The following is a 22,875-nucleotide window of genomic DNA, read 5'->3' on the forward strand; positions in this document are numbered from 1 at the left end:
ATTGGATAAATAAAGATGAGGTGCGGCATGAAAAAAATTGCGATTCTCGGGTCAACGGGTTCCATTGGAACCCAGACACTGGATGTAGTCGATATGCATCCCGAACGCTTTCAAGTAGAGGGACTTGCTGCTGGGGGCAATATAGAACTGCTGATTGAACAAGCGAAGCGCTACCGGCCCAAAAAGGTATCCGTTGGCTCGAAAGAGCTGGCCGAAATCGTGGCTCCGCACTTACCTGCTGAAACGCAGCTTTTTTATGGTAAAGAAGGACTGGTGGAAGTTGCTGCCGGAACGGATGCAGATACGGTTGTTACTGCTGTAATGGGGAGTGTTGGGCTTGAGTCAACCCTGGCTGCTATTGATGCAGGCAAACAGATTGGGCTGGCTAACAAGGAGACTCTAATTACAGCGGGACACATTGTTACTGCCAGAGCGGCTGCAAAAGGGGTACCGATTCTGCCTGTAGATAGTGAGCACTCGGCTATCTTTCAATGCCTGAATGGAGAGCCTCGTGAACGTGTGATGGGAATTACGCTTACGGCCTCTGGAGGATCTTTCCGTCATTTGACTCGTGAACAGTTAAAGGAAGTTACCGTGGAAGATGCGCTCAAACATCCGAATTGGTCCATGGGCTCGAAGATCACGATAGACTCGGCGACGATGGTGAATAAAGGTCTGGAAGTTATTGAAGCACATTGGCTGTTTGGTCTAAGTTATGATCAGATTGATGTGTTGCTTCACCCGGAGAGCATCATTCATTCCTACGTGGAGTTCAATGATACGAGTATTATTGCGCAGCTTGGCAATCCGGACATGCGTGTTCCCATTCAGTATGCACTGACTTATCCTGACCGCTTGCCTTCACCTGCGAAACGTCTATCCTTAGCGCAAGCGAGCGAGCTGCATTTCCGTGAGATGGATATGGAACGGTTCCCTTGTTTAAGAATGGCGTACGAGTGTGGTAAAATGGGAGGAACCGCAACAACGGCGTTTAATGCAGCCAACGAGGTTGCCGTAGCCCGTTTCTTGCGCAAAGAGATTTCGTTCCTTAAAATAGAGGATATTATTGCTTCTGTGCTTGAAGCACACCGCAATGTGGACGAGCCTGATCTGGAGGAAATCGCAAGATGTGATCAGGAGAGCCGTCAACTTGCGTTCAGTCTTTGATCTCTTTTTTCAAGATAAAATGGAAGAAGTGATTCTCTTGTGCGGCATCAGAGAATAATGATAATCTAAAGGGACAGACTGCGGTTCGTGCCGTGAAGGAGGATGGATAGGGATTGGAAACCATACAAGTGGTATTTCTAACGGTGCTCATGTTCTTTGTCATCGTGACGGTTCATGAATGGGGACATTATTATTTTGCCAAACGCGCCGGTATTCTTGTACGGGAATTTGCGATCGGTTTTGGTCCCAAATTGTTCTCATATAAAAGAAACGAGACCCAGTTTACACTGCGTTTGCTGCCTTTTGGCGGATATGCACGTATGGCTGGGGAAGACCCGGAACTGGTAGAGATTCAAGAAGGTCAGACCATTGCAGTAAGAGCTGCTGATGACCAAGTCAAAATGATCTACCTCGATCAATTGGATAACCGAAAAAATGTAATTCGTGGTGAAGTGATCTCCATAGATATGGAGACTGCGCTGAAATTGCAACTCGATGTGGATGGCGAAATTCAGCAGTACCGGATACATCCGCAAGCGATGTTAGTAAGTCGAGGCAAACAAACCCAGATTGCACCGAAAGATCGCCAATTTGGTAGTAAAACGGTGGGGCAGCGGGCCCTGGCTATTTTTGCCGGACCACTCATGAATTTCATCCTGGCATTTGTGTTGTTTGCCGTATATGCGCAAATGGCAGGCGTTGTCGTTGAAAATCCGCAAAATTTGGAAATTGGTGAAGTGCTTGAAGGTGGAGCCGCCGACCAGGCGAATTTGCAAAAGGGAGATATCATTGAAACAATCAATGGTACTGCTATTGGTACAGATTCGCAAAAAATGGTGACGATGATTGCTGATTCCAAAGACAAACCGATGGAATGGACGCTGCGTCGGGGAAATGAAACGTTTAATATAACGATTACACCTCGTGCCGTAGAAGGACAAGAAGGCGGGAAAGTAGGAATTGTACCAACGCTACCAACCCGATCCGTTGGATTTGTAGAAACCTTCAAGGTGTCAGGGATAGCGATGGTCGATACAACCAAAGTGATCTTTGAAGGCTTCAAGCACTTGATCAATCAGTTTAACATGGATGATATTGGTGGTCCTGTGCGTACTTTTGAAGTTACAGGCCAAATCGCGAAGCAGGGGATCGAGCAGTTGACGAGATGGGCAGCTATCTTGAGTCTGTACCTCGGTATTTTCAATCTGTTGCCAATTCCAGCGTTGGATGGAAGCCGTCTTGTATTCCTCGGAATTGAAGGGCTGCGGGGCAGACCAGTAGACCCGAATCGGGAAGGCATGGTTCACTTTGTCGGCTTCGCCATGTTGTTTGTACTGATGCTGGCAGTAACATATAATGATATATTACGATTAATTAACGGATAATTATGGTTTGACTAGCTTTGACTATTCAGAGCTAGTCGTTATGGGAGGACGCTGGAGTCTTATGTCAAAGGAAAATGATAAACAGTTCGTGACTGAAATTACACCTCAGGGCGAGGATTTCTCACGCTGGTACATTGATGTTATTAAAAAAGCTGATCTCATGGACTATTCACCCGTACGCGGTTGTATTGTTTTCAAACCAGACGGCTTCGAAATTTGGGAGCACATCAAGGATGAGATGGACCGTCGTTTCCGTGAAACCGGCCACCGCAATGCTTACTTCCCAATGTTCATTCCCGAGAGCTTTTTCCAAAAAGAAAAAGAACATGTGGAAGGGTTCAATCCTGAATTGCCTTGGGTAACGGAAGCAGGCGGAGAAAAGCTGGAAGAGCGTCTGGCAATCCGTCCAACCTCCGAAACCATTATTGGTCACATGTACTCCAAATGGATTCAGTCGTATCGTGACTTGCCAGTACTGATCAACCAATGGGCTAACGTGGTTCGCTGGGAGAAGAGAACACTGCCTTTCCTTCGTACAAGTGAATTCCTGTGGCAAGAGGGCCATACGGCGCACGAGAACGAAGAAGAAGCACGCGAAGAGACGATGAAAATGCTTGAAATCTACCGCGAAGTTGTGGAAGAATATCTGGCAATTCCCGTTATTACAGGTCAGAAAACAAAATCCGAGAAATTTGCAGGTGCTGTAGACACCTTCTCCATCGAAGCGATGATGAAGGATGGACGTGCGGTTCAAGCAGGAACTTCTCATTATATGGGTACAAATTTTGCGAAAGCATTTGAGATCCAGTATCTTAGCCGCAACAACGTGCTGGAACTGGCTCACACCACTTCATGGGGAACAAGCACACGTCTGATCGGTGCATTGATTATGGTTCACGGGGATGACCGTGGTCTGGTTCTTCCTCCTAAAGTAGCACCAACACAAGTGGTTATGATTCCGATTGGACCTCCAAAAACGCGTGATGCCGTTGTAGGCCGTGCGGATGAGTTGTTCGCTGAACTGAAACAAGCGGGAATCCGTGTGAAAATGGATGATCGCAGTGATGTTCGTCCAGGCTGGAAATTTAACGAGTACGAAATGCGTGGTGTTCCAATTCGTCTTGAGATTGGTCCGCGTGATATGGAGAATGGTGTGTGTGTTCTCGTTTCCCGGATTACTGGAGAGAAGAAAGTGGTTGAACAAGCGAATCTGGTGGAAGAAATCCAGACGATGCTGACTCAAGTGCAAGCCGATATGCTGCAACGTGCTCGCACGTTTATGTCGGACAACTTCTACTCTGTCGGTACGCTTGATGAGATGAAGGAATTGATGGAAAACAAACGCGGGTTCACACTGGCTGGATGGTGCGGTTCAGAAGCTTGCGAAGATAAAGTAAGAGAAGTAACAGGTGCAACAAGCCGGAATATTCCGTTCCAGCCTGCGGAAGAAAAGCATACGTGCCTGGCTTGTGGTGAACAAGCGAAACACACGGTTGTGTTTGCAAGAGCGTACTAGGTCAGGAAGACATGACTAACTGCACTTATTCACCGTAAGAGTAAGGAATGGAGAGCTTCTGTCGGATAAAATGAGTCGGTGCGGGTTCGGATCGGGGACATTTTTGAATGCAGAGGCTTTTTCTGTTTGAAGGGGGTACAAGGAGGAACACGATGAGTGGATTCGAGGAGAAGAGAAAACGGTTTGAGTTGTTGATGAAACAGACGGAGCTTCCGGCTGGCCTGATAGAGCCCTACTTTTTGGATGGATGGATAGAACGGGTGGAGACAAGCCGTAGCAACCGCGATTGGACTATTGTGATTGCAAAGGATACTTTGGTTCCTGCTCCAATCTATCGTACATTTTGCCTGCATATCCAGGAGAAAATGAATCATATTTCCAAGATTACGTTTGGTTTCAAATATAGTGATCAGGTCGAGATTGGTGATATTGTCAGTGAGTATTGGAATCTGTTCCTAGAGTGGGTTACACGGGAAATTCCATCCGTTAATGGTTGGATGAATCGCACCAAGTTTGAATGTGAAGCAGATCTGCTGCAATTGACCATGAGTGATGCCATGTCGATGGAGCTTGCGAAGAAGAAGCAAATTGATCAGGCAATAACAACCTTTTATGATAAGTATTTTCAAGTGCCCTTGCGGGTCAAACTGCTCGTTGGTGAGGTTGAAAGCAACAAAGAGGCGATGGAGCAATTCCAGCTCAAGAAGCGGGAAGAAGAGCTTCAAGTAATCGAACAGATGATGAGCGAAGTGGACTCGGAAATGCCTGAAGAGGAAGAACAGGGCGACGTTCGCTTACAAATGGGATATGAGATCAAAGAGCCACCTGTACCTATGCAGGAAGTTCAAGATGAAGAGAAAAAGGTTACGCTGCAGGGAACGGTCTTTGGACTGGATCGCAAGGAATTGCGTAACGGAAATACGTTATTTACGTTTTATTTGACGGACTTCACGGATTCCATGCAAATGAAGATGTTCGCCAAAACAAAAGAGGATGTCAGAATTCTCAGCTTGCTCGCCAATGGAAAATGGGTAAAAGTCCGTGGACGTGTAGAATACGACCGGTTTATGCAAATCCCGGAACTTGCTATGATTCCGTCAGATTTGGTTGAAGTAAAGGCACCACCATCCCGTAAGGATAATGCAGCGGAGAAACGGGTTGAGTTCCATCTGCATTCCACAATGAGTACAATGGATGCCGTAACTTCGATCGACAAATATGTAAAGACTGCAGCGGAATGGGGACACAAGGCAATCGCGGTAAGTGATCATGGCGGTGTGCAGGTGTATCCGGAGGCGTCCAAAGCGGCCAAGAAAAATGGAATTAAAATGATTTACGGCCTTGAAGCCAATGTGGTGAACGATTCGGTTGCTGTTGTTTTGGCGCCGCAGCCATTGGAGCTCAAATCAGCGACGTATATTGTCTTTGATATTGAGACCACAGGTCTATCGGTAACCCAGAACAAAATCATCGAGATTGCGGCAGTGAAGGTGGAGGACGGTAAAGAGATTGATCGCTTTGCTACGTTTGTAAATCCGCATGAGCGCATTCCATATAACATTCAGCAGTTGACCAACATTAACGATGATATGGTGAAGGATGCACCGGAGCTAGAGCCGGTTATCCGTGACTTTGTAGAGTTTGCAGGAGATGGTGTATTGGTTGCGCATAATGCGCGATTCGATATGGGCTTTATTCAGGCTTCACTGAAACAGCTTGGTATGCCTGAGCTTCCGAACCCTGTCCTTGATACATTGGAACTAGCACGGTTGTTATATCCAAAAATGAAGAACCACCGTCTGAATACGCTGGCGGATAAATATAAAGTAGCCCTGGAAAGTCATCACAGGGCGATTGATGATACGATTGCACTCGCAGGTATACTGAATGGATTGGTTAATGATGCTTTTCAGATGAAAGGCCTGACCATGCTTGATCGGCTCAACGATTATGTCGGTGTTGATCTCTCGAATACGCGTCCATTCCATTGTGGAATCTATGCTTTGAATGATGTCGGCAAAAAGAATCTCTATAAACTGGTATCCCTTTCTCATACGGAGCACTTCAAACGGGTACCATGTATTCCGAAATCGAAACTGATCAATTTGCGTGAAGGCCTCATTATTTTATCCGGTTGTGAAAAAGGCGAGTTTTTCGAGGCAGTGCTCAATAAATCACTTGAAGAGGCAGAAGAGATCGCTCACTTCTATGACATTTTGGAGATCCAGCCTCTGACGATGTATATGCACTTGGTGGACAAAGGGCTGGTGGCTACACCTGAGGAATTGAAGCTCGCTGTTCGCAAAGTTGTTGACATTGGTGCAAAATTGGGGAAACCGGTCATAGCGACAGGTAACGTGCATTATCTGGAGCCGCGCGACAAGCTATATCGGGATATTACCATTCATGGAATTACAGGCTTTAGCCCGCTCAAAGATCAGCGTAAACCGGATGCTCACTTAAGAACGACAGATGAAATGTTGGAAGAGTTCCAGTACCTGGGCCAAGACAAAGCCTACGAAGTTGTCGTTACAAATACGGTTGAATTAGCGGATCGATTTGAGGAAATCAAGCTGTTCCCGGATAAGCTGTTTACCCCAATCCTGGAAGGTGCGGACGATGAAATCCGCAATACTTGCTATAATACCGCCAAGTCCATTTATGGTGAGGAACTGCCGGAAGTCATCGTGGCGAGACTTGAGAAAGAACTGAAGCCAATCATCAAATACGGTTTTTCTGCCAACTATCTGATCTCAGAACGACTGGTTAAAAAATCAAATCAGGACGGCTATCTTGTCGGCTCCCGGGGATCCGTTGGTTCGTCTGTCGTTGCTACTTTCCTGGGTATTTCCGAGGTTAATCCGCTGCCAGCACACTATATTTGTGTGAATCCAGAATGCAAACACAGTGAGTGGTTCCTCGACGGCAGTGTACCGAGTGGATTTGACCTTCCTGAGAAAGAATGCCCTGATTGTGGAGGCCGATTAAAAGGCGAAGGGCAGGATATTCCGTTTGAGACCTTCCTTGGCTTTAAAGGGGACAAGGTTCCCGATATTGACTTGAACTTCTCGGGTGATTATCAGCCGCATGCGCATAACTATACTAAGGTGCTTTTCAGCGAAAAGAGTGTTTTCCGTGCGGGCACGATCGGCACGGTGGCTGAGAAAACGGCGTTCGGTTTTGCCAAGAAATATGAGGAAGAGCATCACAAGAAATGGCGCGGGGCTGAGCTGAATCGTCTTGCTTCCGGCTGCACAGGGGTTAAGCGTAGTACCGGACAGCATCCTGGTGGTATTGTCGTTGTACCAGACTATATTGAAGTGGAAGATGTAACGCCTGTACAATTCCCGGCCGATGATGTTAATGCGGAGTGGAAAACAACGCACTTTGACTATCACGCCTTCGAAGAAAATTTGCTAAAACTCGATATTCTGGGGCACGATGATCCAACCATGATGCGGATGCTGCAGGATTTGACGGGAATCGATCCAACGACGATTCCGATGAATGATCCTAAAGTCATGAGCATGTTCAACTCAACGGAGGCACTGGGCGTTACGCCGGAGCAGATTCGTTCACCTGTTGCCACCTTTGGTGTACCAGAGATGGGCACGAAGTTTGTACGTCAGATGCTTGTCGAATCACAGCCTTCTTCTTTTGCCGATTTACTCCAGATCTCCGGATTGTCTCATGGTACGGGGGTATGGCTCGGTAACGCACAAGATCTAATCAAAAATGGAACGTGTAACATCAAAACGGTGATTGGTTGCCGGGATGATATCATGTTGTTCCTGATCTATAAGGCAGGCATGGACGCCAGTCTGGCCTTTAAAATTACGGAGAGTGTGCGTAAAGGGCGTGGTTTGCCGCAAGAATGGATTGATGAGATGAAAAATTGCAAGGTACCGCAATGGTACATTGACTCCTGTCTTAAAATCCAGTACATGTTTCCGAAGGCCCACGCGGCAGCTTATGTTATCTCGGCAGTGCGTACAGCCTTCTTCAAGCTGTATCACCCTATTGAATACTACGCGACATACTTCACAGTTCGTGCGGATGAGTTTGATATAGAATTGGTATGTCAGGGCTATGAGCCCATCTATCGGAAGATCGTAGAGATTGAACAATTAGGTTTCCAAGCACCGCCAAAAGAAAAAAATATGCTGCCTGTCCTTGAGATGGCACTTGAGATGGCAGCACGCGGATTCTCGCTCAAACCGATTGATCTCTATCGTTCGGAAGCGACGAAGTTTATCGTTGACGGTAATTCACTCATTCCTCCGTTCTCTGCATTGGGAGGAATCGGGGATAACGCTGCACGCAACATCGCTGCGGCAAGAGAGCATGGAGAATTCCTGTCGATTGAAGATTTCCAGCAGAAGTCCAAAGCAAGTAAAACGATTGTTGAGCTGTTAACCGGTATGGGATGCTTCCGTGGTTTGCCGGAAAGCAATCAATTATCGCTGTTCTAAAATGGCATTTTGCGTATCCAATGTTGGTCTGTGATGTGATTACGAAATTTTTCTTCATTAGTAACCAAAATGCCTGAATGATCGCTTACTTGTCACTATTACCAGACTATGTTATAATTTTTGAAGTGAACGAGATAGTACGAATTTCTAAAGAGTGGGGAAACCCACTCTTTAGTCTTTGGTATACAAGAATCTTGGGTAATGAAGAAATTGCCAGTCCTTATTTGCTGGTTTAACCTAAGTTGGAGGTTATCGGTTTTGAGCACAACGAACATTAAATCTACCGTGGAAGAAATGATCCAACCCTACTTGAACGAACAAGGCTTCGAGCTGGTTGACATCGAATACGTCAAAGAAGGCAGCAACTGGTTTTTACGGGTGTATGTCGACAAAGAGGGTGGCATCGACATCGATGATTGTGTCTTGATCAGCGAAAAGCTGAGCGCCAAGCTGGATGAGAACGATCCGATTCCAACCATCTATTTCCTTGAAGTGTCTTCTCCCGGTGCGGAGCGTCCACTGAAAAAACCGGAGGATGTTGCCAAATCTGTAGGCAAAAATGTATTTGTTACAACCTACGAGCCGGTAAATGGAATAAAGGAATTTGAAGGCAAGCTGCTTTCCTTTGATAACGGGGAACTTGTGATCGAAGCAGGCAAGAAACAGCATGCCATTCTTTATGACAAGGTTGCGAGTGCGCGCCTGGCCATTCTGTTTTAAGTGCCTTGTTCACTTATTAATGAAAAAAGACACATCTCACGATAACGGCAAAGTGCTCATGAGTTTAGAGCCTTTCGCCGTTTTACGTATGAGATGCCATGTTTGAAAGGGGGATCAACATTCATGAGTATGGATTTTATTGAAGCAATGAATGAATTGGAGCGGGAAAAAGGGATCAGCAAGGATGTGCTTTTTGAAGCGATCGAGGCAGCGCTTATCTCCAGCTACAAGCGTAATTTCAACACCGCCCAGAATGTGCGTGTTGACATGAACCGCAATACGGGTGTTATCCGGGTATATGCCCGCAAATTGATCGTGGAAGAAGTCCTGGATTCTCGTACCGAAATTTCATTGCCTGCTGCACGAGAGATCAACCCACACTTCCAGCTGGAAGATATTGCGGAGATTGAAGTTACGCCGCGTGATTTCGGACGTATCGCCGCACAAACTGCCAAACAGGTAGTTACCCAGCGGATTCGTGAAGCCGAACGCGGCCTGATCTACAACGCTTTCGTAGATAAGGAAGAAGATATCGTTACGGGAGTGGTGCAGCGTCAGGATTTGCGCAATATCTACATCGATCTGGGCAAAATCGAAGCGGCTTTACCGCTGACCGAATTGATGCCGAACGAGAAGTTTGTTCATGGTGACCGTATTAAAGCGTACATCACCAAGGTCGAGAATACGACCAAAGGGCCGCAAATCATTTTGTCCCGCACCCATCCGGGCTTGTTGAAACGTCTCTTTGAACTGGAAGTACCTGAAATTTTTGACGGTGTAGTCGAGATTCGCTCCGTCGCACGTGAAGCGGGCTTCCGCTCCAAGATTGCCGTTCATTCCCGCAATGAGGAAGTTGATCCGGTTGGATCATGTGTAGGTCCTAAGGGAATGCGCGTGCAGACCATTGTGGGTGAGCTGCGCGGTGAAAAAATTGACATCGTTCGTTTCTCCGACCAGGTAGACGAATATGTGGCTAATGCACTTAGTCCTTCCAAGGTATTGGAAGTTCAAGTATTTGAGGAAGAAAAGATGGCTCGGGTTATTGTTCCTGACTATCAGCTGTCCCTCGCCATTGGGATCAAAGGTCAAAATGCCCGATTGGCAGCCAAACTGACCGGCTGGAAAATCGACATTAAGAGCGAGAGCCAGGCGGAACAGGAATTCGGCAGAGAGAAAGATTCTTCTTTGGAAATGCACCAAGATTCCATCTCCGTCGACTAAAGTAAAGCACGGGGGGGCGCTAACGTATGAAAACCAAAAAAGTACCGCTGCGCAAATGTGTGGCGTGTCAGGAAATGATGCCCAAAAAGCAGCTGATCCGTATCGTTAAAACGCCAGAGGATGAAGTGCTAATCGATTTGACTGGCAAAAAGTCCGGACGTGGTGCCTATTTATGCGGCAAAGAGTCCTGTTTTAAGCTTGCACTCAAAAACCGGTCTTTGGATCGGGCGCTAAAGGGCAAAGTCTCACCGGAAATTTATGAGCAATTGGCAGCTGATTTTGTCGCGGTAGAGGACGAATTCATAGCAGCACAGGAGCGTGAACATGATGAATAACAAAACATTGTCTTATCTGGGACTCTCCATGCGTGCAGGCAAACTTGTAACAGGTGAAGAAATTGTACTTAAAGCGATCCGTTCTTCCGAAGCTAAAATGGTTATTGTTGCGGGTGACGCCTCGGCCAATACACAAAAGAAATTTCGCGACAAATGCGGGACATATAAAGTTCCACTGGTGATCGGATTTGACCGGGATAGTCTGGGTTCAAGTATCGGTAAAGAAACGCGGGTTGTTCTTGCAGTAACGGATCGAGGGTTTGCAAAAATGATCTCCAAGCAAGTCGGTATAATGTCGGAGGTGGAGTATATTGAGTAAACAGGAAAACAAGGATAAATTGCGAGTTTATGAATATGCGAAGTCCCTTAATATGAGTAGTAAAGAAATTATAACCATTCTTAAAAAGCTGGATATTCCCGTAAACAATCATATGAGTGTCATGGAGAATGGTTCAGTCGGTAAGGTGGAACAATTTTTTAAAGATATAAAATCCACTGCGGCTTCCAAACAAAACAACGAAGCAAAATCCGTTGCTACTTCGTCAATGCGCAGTGACAAAACAGTGGACAGCAACAAACCGGCCGGCGGAGTGAACACGCCGAAAAGCAACAACACATCCGGTAGTCCCGTACAAACAAAAATACAACAGGAAAAGCAGGTAGGTATGAACAATAGACCAAATTCCAACAATAACAATGGCTCCCAAAGACCTAGCGGCCAAGACAGCCGCAACAGAACGAATTCTTCCCAAGGCTCAAGCCAAGGAGGACAATCAAGTAATCGTCCAAGACCAGCTCAAGGTGGACAAAGCAGCACAGCATCCCGTCCGCAAAGTACGGGTCAACGTCCAACGAACAGTGGTGGCGGTCAAACAAGAAGTGCAGGCCCGAACAGCAGTGGTGGCAACACTGGCGCTGGCGGCAACCGTACTGGTGGCCAAGGACAGAGCTCGGGACAAGGCCAACGCAGAGGCGGCCAAGGTAATTCAGGCAATAACAACAACAATAGCGGCAATCGTTCAAACAGCGGTGGCGGTGGACGTCGTTATGACGACAACCGTGGCGGCAACTTCCGCGGTAACCGTGGTGGCAAGAACAACCGCAACAGAAATCAACAACAGTACCAACAACGTGAGAAAATTGATAACACACCTAAGAAAATCATCGTACGTGGTGACATGACTGTTGGTGAAACAGCGAAGTTGCTCCATAAAGATGCTTCTGAAGTTATCAAAAAACTCATCGCAATGGGTGTTATGGCAACGATTAACCAAGAGCTTGATATCGAAACCATCCTTCTGCTTGCTGGAGAGTTCGGTGTTGAGGTTGAAGTGAAAATTGTCCTTGAAGATGACCGTTTCGAGACTCTGGAAGAGAATGATGAGCCTGCTGACTTGCAATCTCGTCCACCAGTAGTTACGATCATGGGTCACGTTGACCATGGTAAAACAACATTGCTTGATGCGATTCGTTCAACGAATGTAACAGGCGGAGAAGCAGGCGGTATCACACAGCATATCGGTGCTTATCAAGTAGAAATTAACAACAAAAAAATCACGTTCCTGGATACACCGGGTCACGAAGCGTTTACCGCTATGCGTGCACGTGGAGCACAGGTTACGGATATTACAATTATTGTTGTAGCTGCTGATGACGGTGTAATGCCACAAACGGTTGAGGCAATTAACCATGCTAAAGCTGCAGGGCTGCCAATTATCGTAGCTGTCAACAAAATTGACAAGCCGGGTGCAGATCCGGATAAAGTAAAACAGGAATTGACCAACTATGAACTCGTTCCAGAAGAGTGGGGCGGCGATACCATCTTTGTTAACGTTTCGGCGAAACAAAGAATGGGACTGGAAGGTCTGCTTGAAATGATCCTGCTCGTTGCAGAAGTGAACGAGTACAAAGCGAACCCGGACAAACGTGCCCGTGGTACAGTGATCGAAGCCGAGCTGGATAAAGGACGTGGCCCAGTTGCCCGTATTCTCGTGCAGCACGGTACACTGAAAGTCGGAGATGCTTTTGTCGCAGGTAACTGCTTCGGTCGTGTACGTGCGATGGTGAATGACAAAGGTCGCCGTTTAAAAGAAGCTGGACCTTCAACACCTGTAGAAATTACCGGTCTGACTGAGGTTCCAGGTGCTGGTGATCCGTTCATGGTGTTTGAGGATGAGCGTAAAGCGCGTTCCATCGCTGACAAACGTGCAATTACACAACGTGAATCCGATCTGGGTACTAACACACGTGTAACATTGGATGATCTGTTCCAGCACATCAAAGACGGTGAAATCAAGGATCTGAACGTAATCATTAAAGGTGACGTACAAGGTTCGGTTGAAGCATTGAAAGGTTCCCTTGCGAAAATCGAAGTTGAAGGTGTGCGCGTGAAAATCATTCACAGCGGCGCTGGTGCGATTACAGAATCCGACATCATTTTGGCTGCTGCATCGAATGCCATCGTTATCGGTTTCAACGTTCGTCCTGATAACCAGGCGAAATCGACTGCAGATCAAGAGCAAGTAGACATTCGTCTGCATCGCGTGATCTACAGTGTTATTGAAGAGATTGAACAAGCGATGAAAGGTATGCTTGATCCGATCTACAAAGAAAAAGTAATCGGTCATGCTGAAGTTCGGAGCACATTCTCCATCAGTAAAGTGGGTACCATTGCTGGATGTATGGTTACCTCGGGTAAAATTACCCGTTCCGCGGAAGCACGTGTGATTCGTGATGGCATCGTCCTTTACGAAGGTAAGCTGGATTCCCTGAAACGCTACAAAGATGATGCCAAAGAAGTAGCCCAAGGCTACGAGTGCGGTATCACGCTGGATAAATACAATGATCTCAAAGAGGGCGACGTTATTGAAGCCTTCATTATGGAGACCGTACAACGATAAGCAAGGAAGCATGAGGTGAACAACAATGGCTAAGGTTCGTACAGGTAGAGTGAGCGAGCAGATCAAGAAAGAATTAAGTCTGCTCATCCAATCTGAACTGAAAGATCCTCGTATCGGCTTTATTACCGTAACGGGAGTCGAAGTAACAGGGGACTTGTCGCAAGCCAAGGTTTATCTGAGTGTCTTCGGTGAACAGGAACAAAAGGATAACTCGCTTAAAGCGTTGGCCAAAGCAAATGGATTTTTGCGTACCGAACTGGGCAAGCGTATCCGTTTTCGACATGTTCCCGAGTTGATATTCAAGATCGACGAATCCATCGCATATGGCAGCCGGATCGAGAAGCTGCTTGGTGATATCGGTACCGACAAGAACGAATCCGAGTAACAGAATAAAGGAGACGGCAATGCACACTTATGAACAGGCGCTTCAGGACGGAAAGCAATTTCTGCTGGAGCATGATGATTACCTGGTCGTGTCGCATGTACAGCCGGACGGTGACGCAGTCAGCTCGACGGTAACGGTGGGCTGGCTGCTGTCATGTCTGGGTAAGACATTCACGATGATTAATGAAGGTGAAATTCCTCAGCGCATGCATTTTTTGTGGGAAGCTGGCAAGATCGTGAACATGACCGAACAACCACCGGAGCGGAAATATAAAGCGATAATCTGTGTGGATTGTGCAGACTTTTCCAGAGTAGGTCTGACTCGTCATTATTTCGAAGAAGATGCTGTCATTTTAAATATTGATCATCATCCGACGAATGACGCATATGGCACAGTAAACATCATTAAGCCAGACGCGGCAGCAACGGCTGAAATTCTGTTTGATTTCCTTAATCTTTTCCCAGTGCAATGGAATAAAGATGTGGCTACAGCAATATATACAGGATTGCTAACAGACACAGGTGGATTCCGCTATGCCAATACGAGTCCTAATGTGATGACCACCGCATCCAAATTGCTTGAACATGGTGTGGACGGGCCTTATCTTGCACAAATTTTGCTAGAGCAGGTAACGCTTCCCCAAGTGCGTATATTGAATCAGGCACTTTCAAGTCTGCAAATGACGGACGATGGCAAAATTGCTTGGGTAGTCATTACACCAGAAGATATGATCGCTTGTGGTGCAGCCAATGAAGATCTTGAAGGGGTAGTCAATTACCCGCGGAACATTCAAGGTGTGGAAGTGGGTATCTTCTTCAAAGTAATCAATGACAATGCCGTAAAAGTATCTCTTCGATCGGCGGGCAAGGTTGATGTTGCTTCGCTTGCACAGAACTTTGGTGGAGGCGGACATGTCCTCGCTGCTGGATGTCGCGTGGAAGGTAAGTTAGAAGATATCGTCGCACTAGTGCTGAAGCAGGTGAATACTCAATGGTAAAACCATTTGAAGGCGTACTTCCGGTGTACAAACCAGCGGGATTTACGTCTCATGATGTTGTGGCCAAAATGCGTCGCATTCTCAAAATGAAACGTATTGGTCATACAGGCACATTGGACCCGCAAGTAACTGGCGTACTTCCACTCTGCCTTGGACGGGCAACACGTGTGGTGGAGTACATGCAGGAGCTCCCCAAGGAATACCTGGCAACGCTACGACTGGGTCTGTCTACAGACACCGAGGATATGACGGGTGAGGTTATTGAGCGGTCAGAGAAGGCTGTTGAGGTAACACAGGAGCAGGTTCAGCAGGTGCTGGAACAATTCCTGGGCACCATCTCTCAGGTTCCACCTATGTATTCGGCGGTCAAAGTGGATGGGAAACGTCTCTACGAGCTTGCTCGTGAAGGGAAAACGGTAGAGCGCAAAAGTCGTGAAGTTACGATCTATGAACTGGAATTGACAGGAATTGAGAAACAAGGCGACACCACGGATATATCGTTTCGTGCTTTATGTTCTAAAGGGACGTATATTCGAACCTTATGTGTGGATATCGGCAGGAAATTGGGGTATCCGTCCACAATGCTACAATTGGAGCGTACGATATCGGCTGGCATTTCCGCTGATCACTGCCTCCGCTTTGAAGAAGTGGAACAACGCATGATGGATGGAACGTTAGCCGAGGTGCTGATTCCGGTTGATGAAGCCATATCTTCCATTCCGGCACATACGGTTGGTGCTGACCAGGCCAAGGGAGCACTTCAAGGCCAGAAATTGTCGGCGCGTTTGCTCGAACCGCCTGCTGAGCAACCTGGTCTATTGCGGTTATATGATCAGGATGGGACGTTTCTGGGGATATTTGAGCGGGATGAATTGAAAGCAACGGTGAGAGCTGTTAAAGTCTTTTTACCGGAATAAAGAGGTTCCTGGTTTGAGTGGTGGTACTCAAGCCTGGCCTATCAAGTGAAATGCAGGTGAATGATTGTGAAAACCGTAATGCTAACCTATCCGCAGACGTTAGATTCGGCTGTTCAGGGCACACAACCCCAAGTGCTCGCGATCGGCCAATTTGACGGGCTGCATCTCGGACATGCAAGTGTCATTTTGTCAGCTGTCCGCATTGCACGCGAAACGGGCATGCAGGCAGCGGTGATGACCTTTCATCCTCATCCGAAGGAAGTTATGCGCAAAGGGGATTACGAGGGTTATCTTACTCCCTTGAGAGATAAACAAGACATCCTGTCTGAAATGGGTGTAGACGTACTCTATGTGGTAGAATTCAATGAGTCGTTTTCAAAATTGACGCCGCAGCAATTCGCACATGACCTGCTGCTTCCGCTTCAGACTCGAACAGCTGTAGTTGGTTTTGACTTCCGCTTCGGTCACAAGGGAGCAGGAGATGAGCAGCTTCTTCGCACATTGGGAGAAGGCCAAATGACGGTGGAAACGGTACCTCCATTCCTGTTAAACGGGGAGAAGGTGAGCAGTTCTCTTATTCGTGGCCTGTTGAAGCGGGGAGAAATGGACGAAGCCAGTCAGTGGCTCGGACGACCTTACAGCATCAGGGGAACAGTGATTCATGGAGAGAAACGTGGACGGACCATTGGGTTTCCTACCGCTAACCTTGAACTCACGGATCATTATGTTACGCCGGCAAAAGGCGTTTACGCTGTTCGGGTGCAGTATGGGGAGCAGGAACTGCGTGGCGTCATGAATCTCGGTGTGAAACCTACCTTTCACGAAAGCGGGATGAAACCTACGTTTGAAGTGCACTTGCTTGATTTTGATGGGCTGTTATATGATCAGGAATTAAAGGTTGAGCTCATTCACTACATTCGTGCAGAACGGAAGTTTGAATCCATTGATGCATTGATCAGTCAGATTCGTGAAGATGCATTAACCGCCGCCCGCCTGTTATCTTGATGTCCAAGATAAAATACAGGTTTACATTTACTTTGTCTGGGCAACTATGATATAATGTACTACGTTGTCGTTTGAGACAACAAATAACCTTGGCTTGGTTGCTTGCTCTCACCGGCGGCGACGAGGCTAATGGCGATTATAATGAAGGAGGTGAATAGGATGGCATTGACTCAAGAACGTAAACAACAACTGATCGACGAGCACAAAACTCATGAGTCCGATACTGGATCACCTGAGGTGCAAGTTGCTATCCTTACGGAAAACATCAAAAGTTTGACAGACCACTTGCGTACGCACAAGAAGGACCACCACTCACGTCGTGGACTTTTGAAAATGGTAGGTCAACGTCGTAAGCTTTTGGCTTACGTTAAAAACAAAGATGTTAAACGTTACAGCGCACTGATCGAAAAACTCGGATTGCGTCGTTAATTATCGTACATGTTTTCTAAATCAACCTGGCTGTTATCCGTCATTCCTTTGTCTAAAAGGACAAGCGGAGCTTACAGCCGGGTTGTTTTGTAGATGAACATGTTGCCATATATTTGTAGCTGACGGCTCCGCAAGGAGCTTTTGTTTTGCAAGTGAGCATGTTGCTGTGGAGTTAATGAATGCAGGACAAGCAGGAAATACTGTGAAAATGCAGAATCCATTGTGTTAGGAACGATTAAAAGGAGGGATTTCATGGAACAGCGTGTTGAAATGCAGCTTGGTGGAAGAACGCTTACGCTTGAAACAGGGCGTTTGGCCAAGCAGGCTAATGCTGCCGTTAAGGTAACATACGGAGATACCGTTGTATTGTGTACCGTAACAGCATCAAGTGAGCCTAAAGATCTGGACTTTTTCCCATTAACGGTAAACTATGAAGAAAGATTGTATGCCGTAGGTAAAATCCCAGGTGGATTTATTAAACGTGAAGGCAGACCGAGTGAGAAAGCGATTCTTTCGAGCCGTCTGACAGACCGTCCGATTCGTCCTTTGTTCCCGGAAGGTTTCCGTAATGATGTACAAGTTCTTAATATCGTTATGAGTGTGGATCAGGACTGCGAACCGCAAATTGCTGCCATGATTGGTACATCGGCTGCACTGAGCATTTCGGATGTTCCATTTAGCGGACCGATTGGTGGCGTGAAAGTTGGACGTATTGATGGCGAGTTCATCATCAACCCAACGATTGCACAGCTTGAGATAAGTGAGATTGAACTCGTTGTTGCAGGAACCAAAGATGCCATCATGATGGTTGAAGCGGAAGCGAACGAAGTTCCGGAAGAAATAATGCTTGAAGCAATCATGTTCGGACATGACGAGATCAAAAATATTGTTGCAGTCATTGAACAACTCGTACAAGTGGCTGGTAAAGAAAAAATGGCTGTGAAATTGCATACCGTTAATGCTGAAGTTAACAGCAGTGTACGTGAGTTCGCCAGTGCTCGTCTGGTTGAAGCTGTTAAAATTGCTGAGAAACATGCACGTCAGGATGCAATCGATGTTGTGAATGACGAAACTGTTGCTCACTTCGAAGAGAAGTATATTGAGACTCCTGAACTGCTCAAAGATGTAAAAGAAGTGCTGCACGATATCGTTAAAGAAGAAGTGCGCCGTCTTATCACACATGATAAAGTTCGTCCGGATGGACGTGGACTCGCTGAGATCCGTCCAATTGAATGTGATACTTCCCTGCTGCCACGTACTCACGGTTCAGGTCTGTTCACTCGTGGTCAAACACAAGCGCTCAGCATTTGTACACTTGGTGCACTGGGTGATGTTCAGATTTTGGACGGAATCAGTCTTGAAGAAACGAAACGTTTCATGCATCACTACAACTTCCCGCCGTTCAGCGTAGGTGAAGCTCGTCCACTGCGTGCTCCAGGCCGTCGTGAAATCGGACATGGTGCTCTGGGTGAGCGTGCTCTTTCCAAAGTAATTCCTTCCGAAACGGACTTCCCATACACGATTCGTTTGGTATCCGAAGTACTGGAATCCAATGGTTCTACTTCCCAGGCAAGTATTTGTGCCAGCACATTGGCTATGATGGACGCAGGTGTACCAATCAAAGCTCCAGTAGCGGGTGTAGCTATGGGTCTGATCAAAGACGGAGATCATGTATCCATTCTGAGTGATATTCAAGGTATGGAAGATCACCTCGGTGACATGGACTTCAAAGTAGCAGGAACACCTGATGGTGTAACAGCTATTCAAATGGACATCAAAATTGATGGTATTGATCGTCAAATTTTGTCCGAAGCATTGGCTCAAGCCAAAGAAGGCCGTATGCACATCTTGAGCAAAATGACTGAAGTGATGAAAACTCCACGTGAGCAATTGTCACAATATGCCCCTAAAATTACAACAATGCATATCAATCCGGACAAAATCCGTGATGTTATCGGTGCAGGTGGTAAAATTATCAATAAAATCATCGAGGAAACCGGTGTTAAAATTGATATTGAACAGGATGGACGTGTCTTTATCGCTTCTTCCAACCAAGAGATGAATGATAAAGCCAAATCGATCATCGAAGGGATCGTGCGCGAAGTACTGGTCGGCGAGATTTATGTCGGTAAAGTAAAACGTGTTGAGAAGTTTGGTGCATTCGTTGAAGTGTTGCCGAACAAAGAAGGTTTGGTACACATCTCTCAACTGTCCACTGAGCGTGTTGCTAAAGTGGAAGATGTGGTTGCCATTGGTGATTCCATTACGGTAAAAGTAACGGAAATTGATCCACAAGGCCGTATCAACTTGTCCCGCAAAGCCGTATTGACTGCCGAAGCTCCGGCTCAATCCTAGGCTGCGTGCCATCGTTTTTTAAAAGATAGATTGAATGAAGAGGCAGAATGTGAATTTCTGGCTCTTTTTTTATCGTTTAATACTTTTTTTTGAAATCGCTTGTTTATCCTTTAAAGCCTTTGAATCCAGCTTTGAAGATCGTTTACATGAACAGCCTGTTTTATTCATATTCTTGCCCTTGTCCTCATATGATGGGGACAAAGACGGCGGGAGGATGGAGCTGTGAAAAACCAATCCAAAATGCTGGCGGCTGTCATGGTAGGTATGGCAGCTGTCATAATGATCGGACAAGTGGGCAGTGTACGTACATACATTACGGAAATTCGTGATGGGCCAGGCACGCAAAATGCATTTGATATGTTTAAAGAGGCAACCGGAGAAGATCAGCTGTTGTCGGCGATCCGGGATAAAGCAGCCGAAACGAAAATCGCTCCGGTAAATGCCAGAGTGGATCGGGTTTGGAAAGCGATACCCGGGTATAACGGGATAGAGATCGATGTGGAGGCCACGTATCGCAAGGCGCTTGGTGGGACGCTGAATACGAAGATAGCATATGTCTATCGGCAGACTGAACCTGAAATTCAGCTTAAAGATCTGGGTGCACACCCGATTTATCGGGGAAATCCCGAGAAACCCATGGTATCATTTATGATTAATGTAGCATGGGGCAATGAATTCATTATCCCGATGCTAGATACGCTTGATGCTGAAAAAGTCAAAGCTACTTTTTTTCTGGATGGAAGCTGGCTGAGCAAAAACGAGGAACTGGCCAAAGAAATCCAAAAGCGTGGACATGAGTTATCGAATCACGCATACTCACATCCGAACATGAGTCGGTTGAGTACGGAACGGGCCAAATTAGAAATCAGTAAAACCGAGGACCTACTCAAAGAAAAGTTGGGTGTGGAGAACCACTGGTTTGCTCCGCCATCCGGTGATTTTAATCAACAAACAGTCGACATTGCTTCCGGCATGGGACTGCAAACGGTACTTTGGACTCTGGATACCGTGGATTGGCGCAAACCGAGTTCTGATTCTGTTGTCGCCAAGATCGCCAAAAACGTGGAAGCCGGCACATTAATTCTAATGCATCCTACGGCTGCTTCTTCAGGAGCTCTAAAAGGAATGATTGATTCCATACGGGCCAAGGGTTTGACGCTTGGAACCGTTAGTCAAACGTTGTCATCCGAGCGGTTGAAGGGTTCAGCGGTTGAGTGAATGATGTTTTTTTGTTAATATCAAACAGTTGGAACCAAATGTCGATTTCGATCTCGCGTTGAAATCTAGGCAATTATAGAGATGTAGGAGGGCCAACCGTGAAAAAAATTCAGCTGGGCAATGGCCTCAGAGTTGTCATGGAACAGATTCCGACCTGTCGTTCCGTGTCATTTGGAATATGGGTCAAGACAGGTTCTCGTAATGAGCAGCCTGCAAACAACGGAGTATCCCATTTTATTGAGCACATGTTGTTCAAGGGAACGGATCGTTATGATGCCAAGGCGATTGCGGAGCAGTTCGATGCAATTGGTGGTAACGTGAATGCGTTCACTTCGAAAGAATACACTTGTTATTACGCCAAAGTATTGGATGAGCATCTGCCAATAGCAGTGGATGTGTTGTCGGATATGTTCTTCCGCTCCAAAATGGATGATGGTGAATTGCTCAAGGAGAAAAACGTCATTCTGGAAGAGATATCGATGTATGAGGATACGCCGGATGACATGGTCCATGATCTTATGGCTTTGGCCGCTTATGGTGAGCATCCGCTGGCTTATCCGATTCTGGGTACCGAAGAGCGCCTCAAGGCGATGGACTCCACCCATCTGCGTGCATATATGAAAGAGCACTACACGATTGAGAATACCGTTATTAGTATCGCTGGTAATATTGATGACAGTGTAATCGATTTGATGGAAAAGCATTTTGGTGCTTTTGATGTCAACGGTGTAGCTGAACAAGTCACGCTGCCTGCGTTCCAGAGCGGACAACTCTTTCACAAAAAGAAAACGGAACAAAATCACATCTGTATCTCGTTCCCGGGATGTAAAATTGGAGATCCGCTTCAGTTCGCTATGGTCGTGCTGAACAATGCGATAGGCGGAGGAATGAGCTCCAGACTGTTCCAGGAAATTCGGGAGAAACGTGGTCTAGCTTACTCCGTTTATTCGTATCATAGTTCGCATGCCGATAGTGGACTCTTCACCATATATGCAGGTACAGCACCGAAACAGACGAAGGAAGTGCTGGATCTGACCAAAGAGGTCCTGCACGATCTGGCTGTAAATGGTTTATCTGAAGATGAGCTGCGCAAAGGAAAAGAACAGCTGAAAGGCAGTCTGATCCTCAGTTTGGAAAGCACGGGCAGCCGAATGAACCGCCTGGGCAAAAACGAGCTGATGCTGGGCAGACACCATACGCTGGACGAAATGATTGCTAAAATTGAAGAAGTGACGATGGACGATGTTAATGCTGTGCTGGACCTGATGTTTGCTGAGCCGTTTGCGCTCGCTATGGTCGGTGCTTCGGATCGTACCATCGCTGGATTAAGAAGGGATGATTTTGTTGCATTACGTTCAAATTCAAAAGTTACCGGGCAATGAAGATATTAAATTGCCTCAAAAAATGTCAGAGCTGGCCTCCGGCTTTGATGTAGTTGCGGCATTGCAGGAAGAGGTAGTGCTGCAACCGGGTCAGCGTACTTTGATTCCTACGGGACTCGCAATGGCGATGCCAGCTGGATTGGAGGCACAGGTTCGCCCTCGCAGCGGACTGGCTTTCAAACACGGGATCACCTGTCTGAACACACCAGGCACCATTGATGCCGATTATCGCGGTGAAGTTAAGGTTCTTTTGATCAACCTGGGTCAGGAGCCATTCACAATTGTTCGTGGGGAGCGTATTGCCCAAATCGTCTTTCAAACCGTTCCGGCAGTTGAATTAACAGAGGTAGCTGAACTATCGGAAACGGTACGTGGAGAAGGCGGATTTGGTCATACCGGTAAATAATGGTTCCGAGATATAGCTGGTTCGGCGCATATGATGTAAAAAGAGTTTCATAATTTAATTTATTG

18 protein-coding genes are annotated in these 22,875 nt (G+C 46.6%); all 18 read left to right on the forward strand.

The window, feature by feature from the left end:
• Positions 1–27 precede the first annotated feature (27 nt).
• The 18 genes from P5G61_RS07945 to dut all read left to right on the forward strand — a co-directional run bounded on the left by P5G61_RS07945 (position 28) and on the right by dut (position 22,810).
• Complete coding sequence (locus P5G61_RS07945; protein ID WP_079346940.1) at positions 28–1,167, forward strand: 1-deoxy-D-xylulose-5-phosphate reductoisomerase; 1,140 nt, start codon at positions 28–30, stop codon at positions 1,165–1,167.
• Between the two features lie 113 nt (positions 1,168–1,280).
• Positions 1,281–2,552, forward strand: a complete 1,272-nt coding sequence (gene rseP, locus P5G61_RS07950) for an RIP metalloprotease RseP (protein ID WP_079346938.1) — start codon at positions 1,281–1,283, stop codon at positions 2,550–2,552.
• A gap of 61 nt (positions 2,553–2,613) precedes the next feature.
• Positions 2,614–4,068 carry a proline--tRNA ligase gene (gene proS, locus P5G61_RS07955; protein ID WP_301245975.1) on the forward strand — a complete coding sequence of 485 codons (1,455 nt, stop codon included), beginning with the start codon at positions 2,614–2,616 and terminating at the stop codon, positions 4,066–4,068.
• 152 nt (positions 4,069–4,220) lie between these two features.
• On the forward strand, positions 4,221–8,540 hold the full coding sequence (locus tag P5G61_RS07960) for a PolC-type DNA polymerase III (RefSeq protein WP_079346936.1): 4,320 nt from the start codon (positions 4,221–4,223) through the stop codon (positions 8,538–8,540).
• Between the two features lie 258 nt (positions 8,541–8,798).
• Complete coding sequence (rimP, locus tag P5G61_RS07965; protein WP_024630253.1) at positions 8,799–9,260, forward strand: ribosome maturation factor RimP; 462 nt, start codon at positions 8,799–8,801, stop codon at positions 9,258–9,260.
• A gap of 123 nt (positions 9,261–9,383) precedes the next feature.
• Complete coding sequence (gene nusA / locus P5G61_RS07970; protein WP_024630254.1) at positions 9,384–10,481, forward strand: transcription termination factor NusA; 1,098 nt, start codon at positions 9,384–9,386, stop codon at positions 10,479–10,481.
• 26 nt (positions 10,482–10,507) lie between these two features.
• The gene (gene rnpM, locus P5G61_RS07975) at positions 10,508–10,816 is read left to right on the forward strand and encodes an RNase P modulator RnpM (RefSeq protein WP_053783828.1); all 309 of its coding nucleotides are present in this window, start codon (positions 10,508–10,510) and stop codon (positions 10,814–10,816) included.
• Positions 10,806–11,135, forward strand: a complete 330-nt coding sequence (locus P5G61_RS07980; RefSeq protein WP_029880929.1) for a YlxQ family RNA-binding protein — start codon at positions 10,806–10,808, stop codon at positions 11,133–11,135. The genes rnpM and P5G61_RS07980 overlap by 11 nt, the downstream gene beginning before the upstream one ends.
• Complete coding sequence (gene infB / locus P5G61_RS07985) at positions 11,128–13,716, forward strand: translation initiation factor IF-2 (protein ID WP_301245976.1); 2,589 nt, start codon at positions 11,128–11,130, stop codon at positions 13,714–13,716. Before P5G61_RS07980 ends, infB begins: the two co-directional genes overlap by 8 nt.
• A gap of 25 nt (positions 13,717–13,741) precedes the next feature.
• A complete protein-coding gene (gene rbfA / locus P5G61_RS07990; protein ID WP_079346932.1) occupies positions 13,742–14,101 on the forward strand; it encodes a 30S ribosome-binding factor RbfA in 360 nt (119 codons plus the stop codon).
• 19 nt (positions 14,102–14,120) lie between these two features.
• Positions 14,121–15,098, forward strand: coding sequence for a DHH family phosphoesterase (locus P5G61_RS07995; RefSeq protein ID WP_301245977.1), 978 nt, complete (start codon positions 14,121–14,123; stop codon positions 15,096–15,098).
• On the forward strand, positions 15,092–16,015 hold the full coding sequence (truB, locus tag P5G61_RS08000; protein WP_301245978.1) for a tRNA pseudouridine(55) synthase TruB: 924 nt from the start codon (positions 15,092–15,094) through the stop codon (positions 16,013–16,015). The genes P5G61_RS07995 and truB overlap by 7 nt, the downstream gene beginning before the upstream one ends.
• A 66-nt stretch (positions 16,016–16,081) precedes the next feature.
• Complete coding sequence (locus P5G61_RS08005) at positions 16,082–17,020, forward strand: bifunctional riboflavin kinase/FAD synthetase (protein ID WP_301245979.1); 939 nt, start codon at positions 16,082–16,084, stop codon at positions 17,018–17,020.
• Positions 17,021–17,179: 159 nt separating this feature from the next.
• Entirely contained in the window at positions 17,180–17,449 is a 270-nt protein-coding gene (gene rpsO / locus P5G61_RS08010) for a 30S ribosomal protein S15 (protein WP_024630262.1), read from the forward strand.
• A gap of 252 nt (positions 17,450–17,701) precedes the next feature.
• A complete protein-coding gene (gene pnp / locus P5G61_RS08015; protein ID WP_285079495.1) occupies positions 17,702–19,804 on the forward strand; it encodes a polyribonucleotide nucleotidyltransferase in 2,103 nt (700 codons plus the stop codon).
• A gap of 240 nt (positions 19,805–20,044) precedes the next feature.
• Positions 20,045–21,022: a polysaccharide deacetylase family protein gene (locus P5G61_RS08020; protein ID WP_301246006.1), complete on the forward strand. Its 978-nt coding sequence runs from the start codon at positions 20,045–20,047 to the stop codon at positions 21,020–21,022.
• A gap of 98 nt (positions 21,023–21,120) precedes the next feature.
• A complete protein-coding gene (locus P5G61_RS08025) occupies positions 21,121–22,404 on the forward strand; it encodes a M16 family metallopeptidase (RefSeq protein WP_301245980.1) in 1,284 nt (427 codons plus the stop codon).
• On the forward strand, positions 22,364–22,810 hold the full coding sequence (gene dut, locus P5G61_RS08030) for a dUTP diphosphatase (protein ID WP_170867769.1): 447 nt from the start codon (positions 22,364–22,366) through the stop codon (positions 22,808–22,810). Before P5G61_RS08025 ends, dut begins: the two co-directional genes overlap by 41 nt.
• Positions 22,811–22,875 lie beyond the last annotated feature (65 nt).

Origin of the sequence: Paenibacillus vandeheii (genome assembly GCF_030433635.1) — a bacterium.
Lineage (GTDB): Bacteria > Bacillota > Bacilli > Paenibacillales > Paenibacillaceae > Paenibacillus > Paenibacillus vandeheii.

Coding starts and splice junctions, on each gene's coding strand:
- P5G61_RS08020 (WP_301246006.1), top strand. CDS start 20,045: ATGCTGGCGGCTGTCATGGTAGGTATGGCAGCTGTCATAATGATCGGA.
- P5G61_RS07945 (WP_079346940.1), top strand. CDS start 28: ATGAAAAAAATTGCGATTCTCGGGTCAACGGGTTCCATTGGAACCCAG.
- proS (WP_301245975.1), top strand. CDS start 2,614: ATGTCAAAGGAAAATGATAAACAGTTCGTGACTGAAATTACACCTCAG.
- P5G61_RS07980 (WP_029880929.1), top strand. CDS start 10,806: ATGATGAATAACAAAACATTGTCTTATCTGGGACTCTCCATGCGTGCA.
- pnp (WP_285079495.1), top strand. CDS start 17,702: ATGGAACAGCGTGTTGAAATGCAGCTTGGTGGAAGAACGCTTACGCTT.
- P5G61_RS07960 (WP_079346936.1), top strand. CDS start 4,221: ATGAGTGGATTCGAGGAGAAGAGAAAACGGTTTGAGTTGTTGATGAAA.
- rpsO (WP_024630262.1), top strand. CDS start 17,180: ATGGCATTGACTCAAGAACGTAAACAACAACTGATCGACGAGCACAAA.
- nusA (WP_024630254.1), top strand. CDS start 9,384: ATGAGTATGGATTTTATTGAAGCAATGAATGAATTGGAGCGGGAAAAA.
- truB (WP_301245978.1), top strand. CDS start 15,092: ATGGTAAAACCATTTGAAGGCGTACTTCCGGTGTACAAACCAGCGGGA.
- rbfA (WP_079346932.1), top strand. CDS start 13,742: ATGGCTAAGGTTCGTACAGGTAGAGTGAGCGAGCAGATCAAGAAAGAA.
- rnpM (WP_053783828.1), top strand. CDS start 10,508: ATGAAAACCAAAAAAGTACCGCTGCGCAAATGTGTGGCGTGTCAGGAA.
- P5G61_RS07995 (WP_301245977.1), top strand. CDS start 14,121: ATGCACACTTATGAACAGGCGCTTCAGGACGGAAAGCAATTTCTGCTG.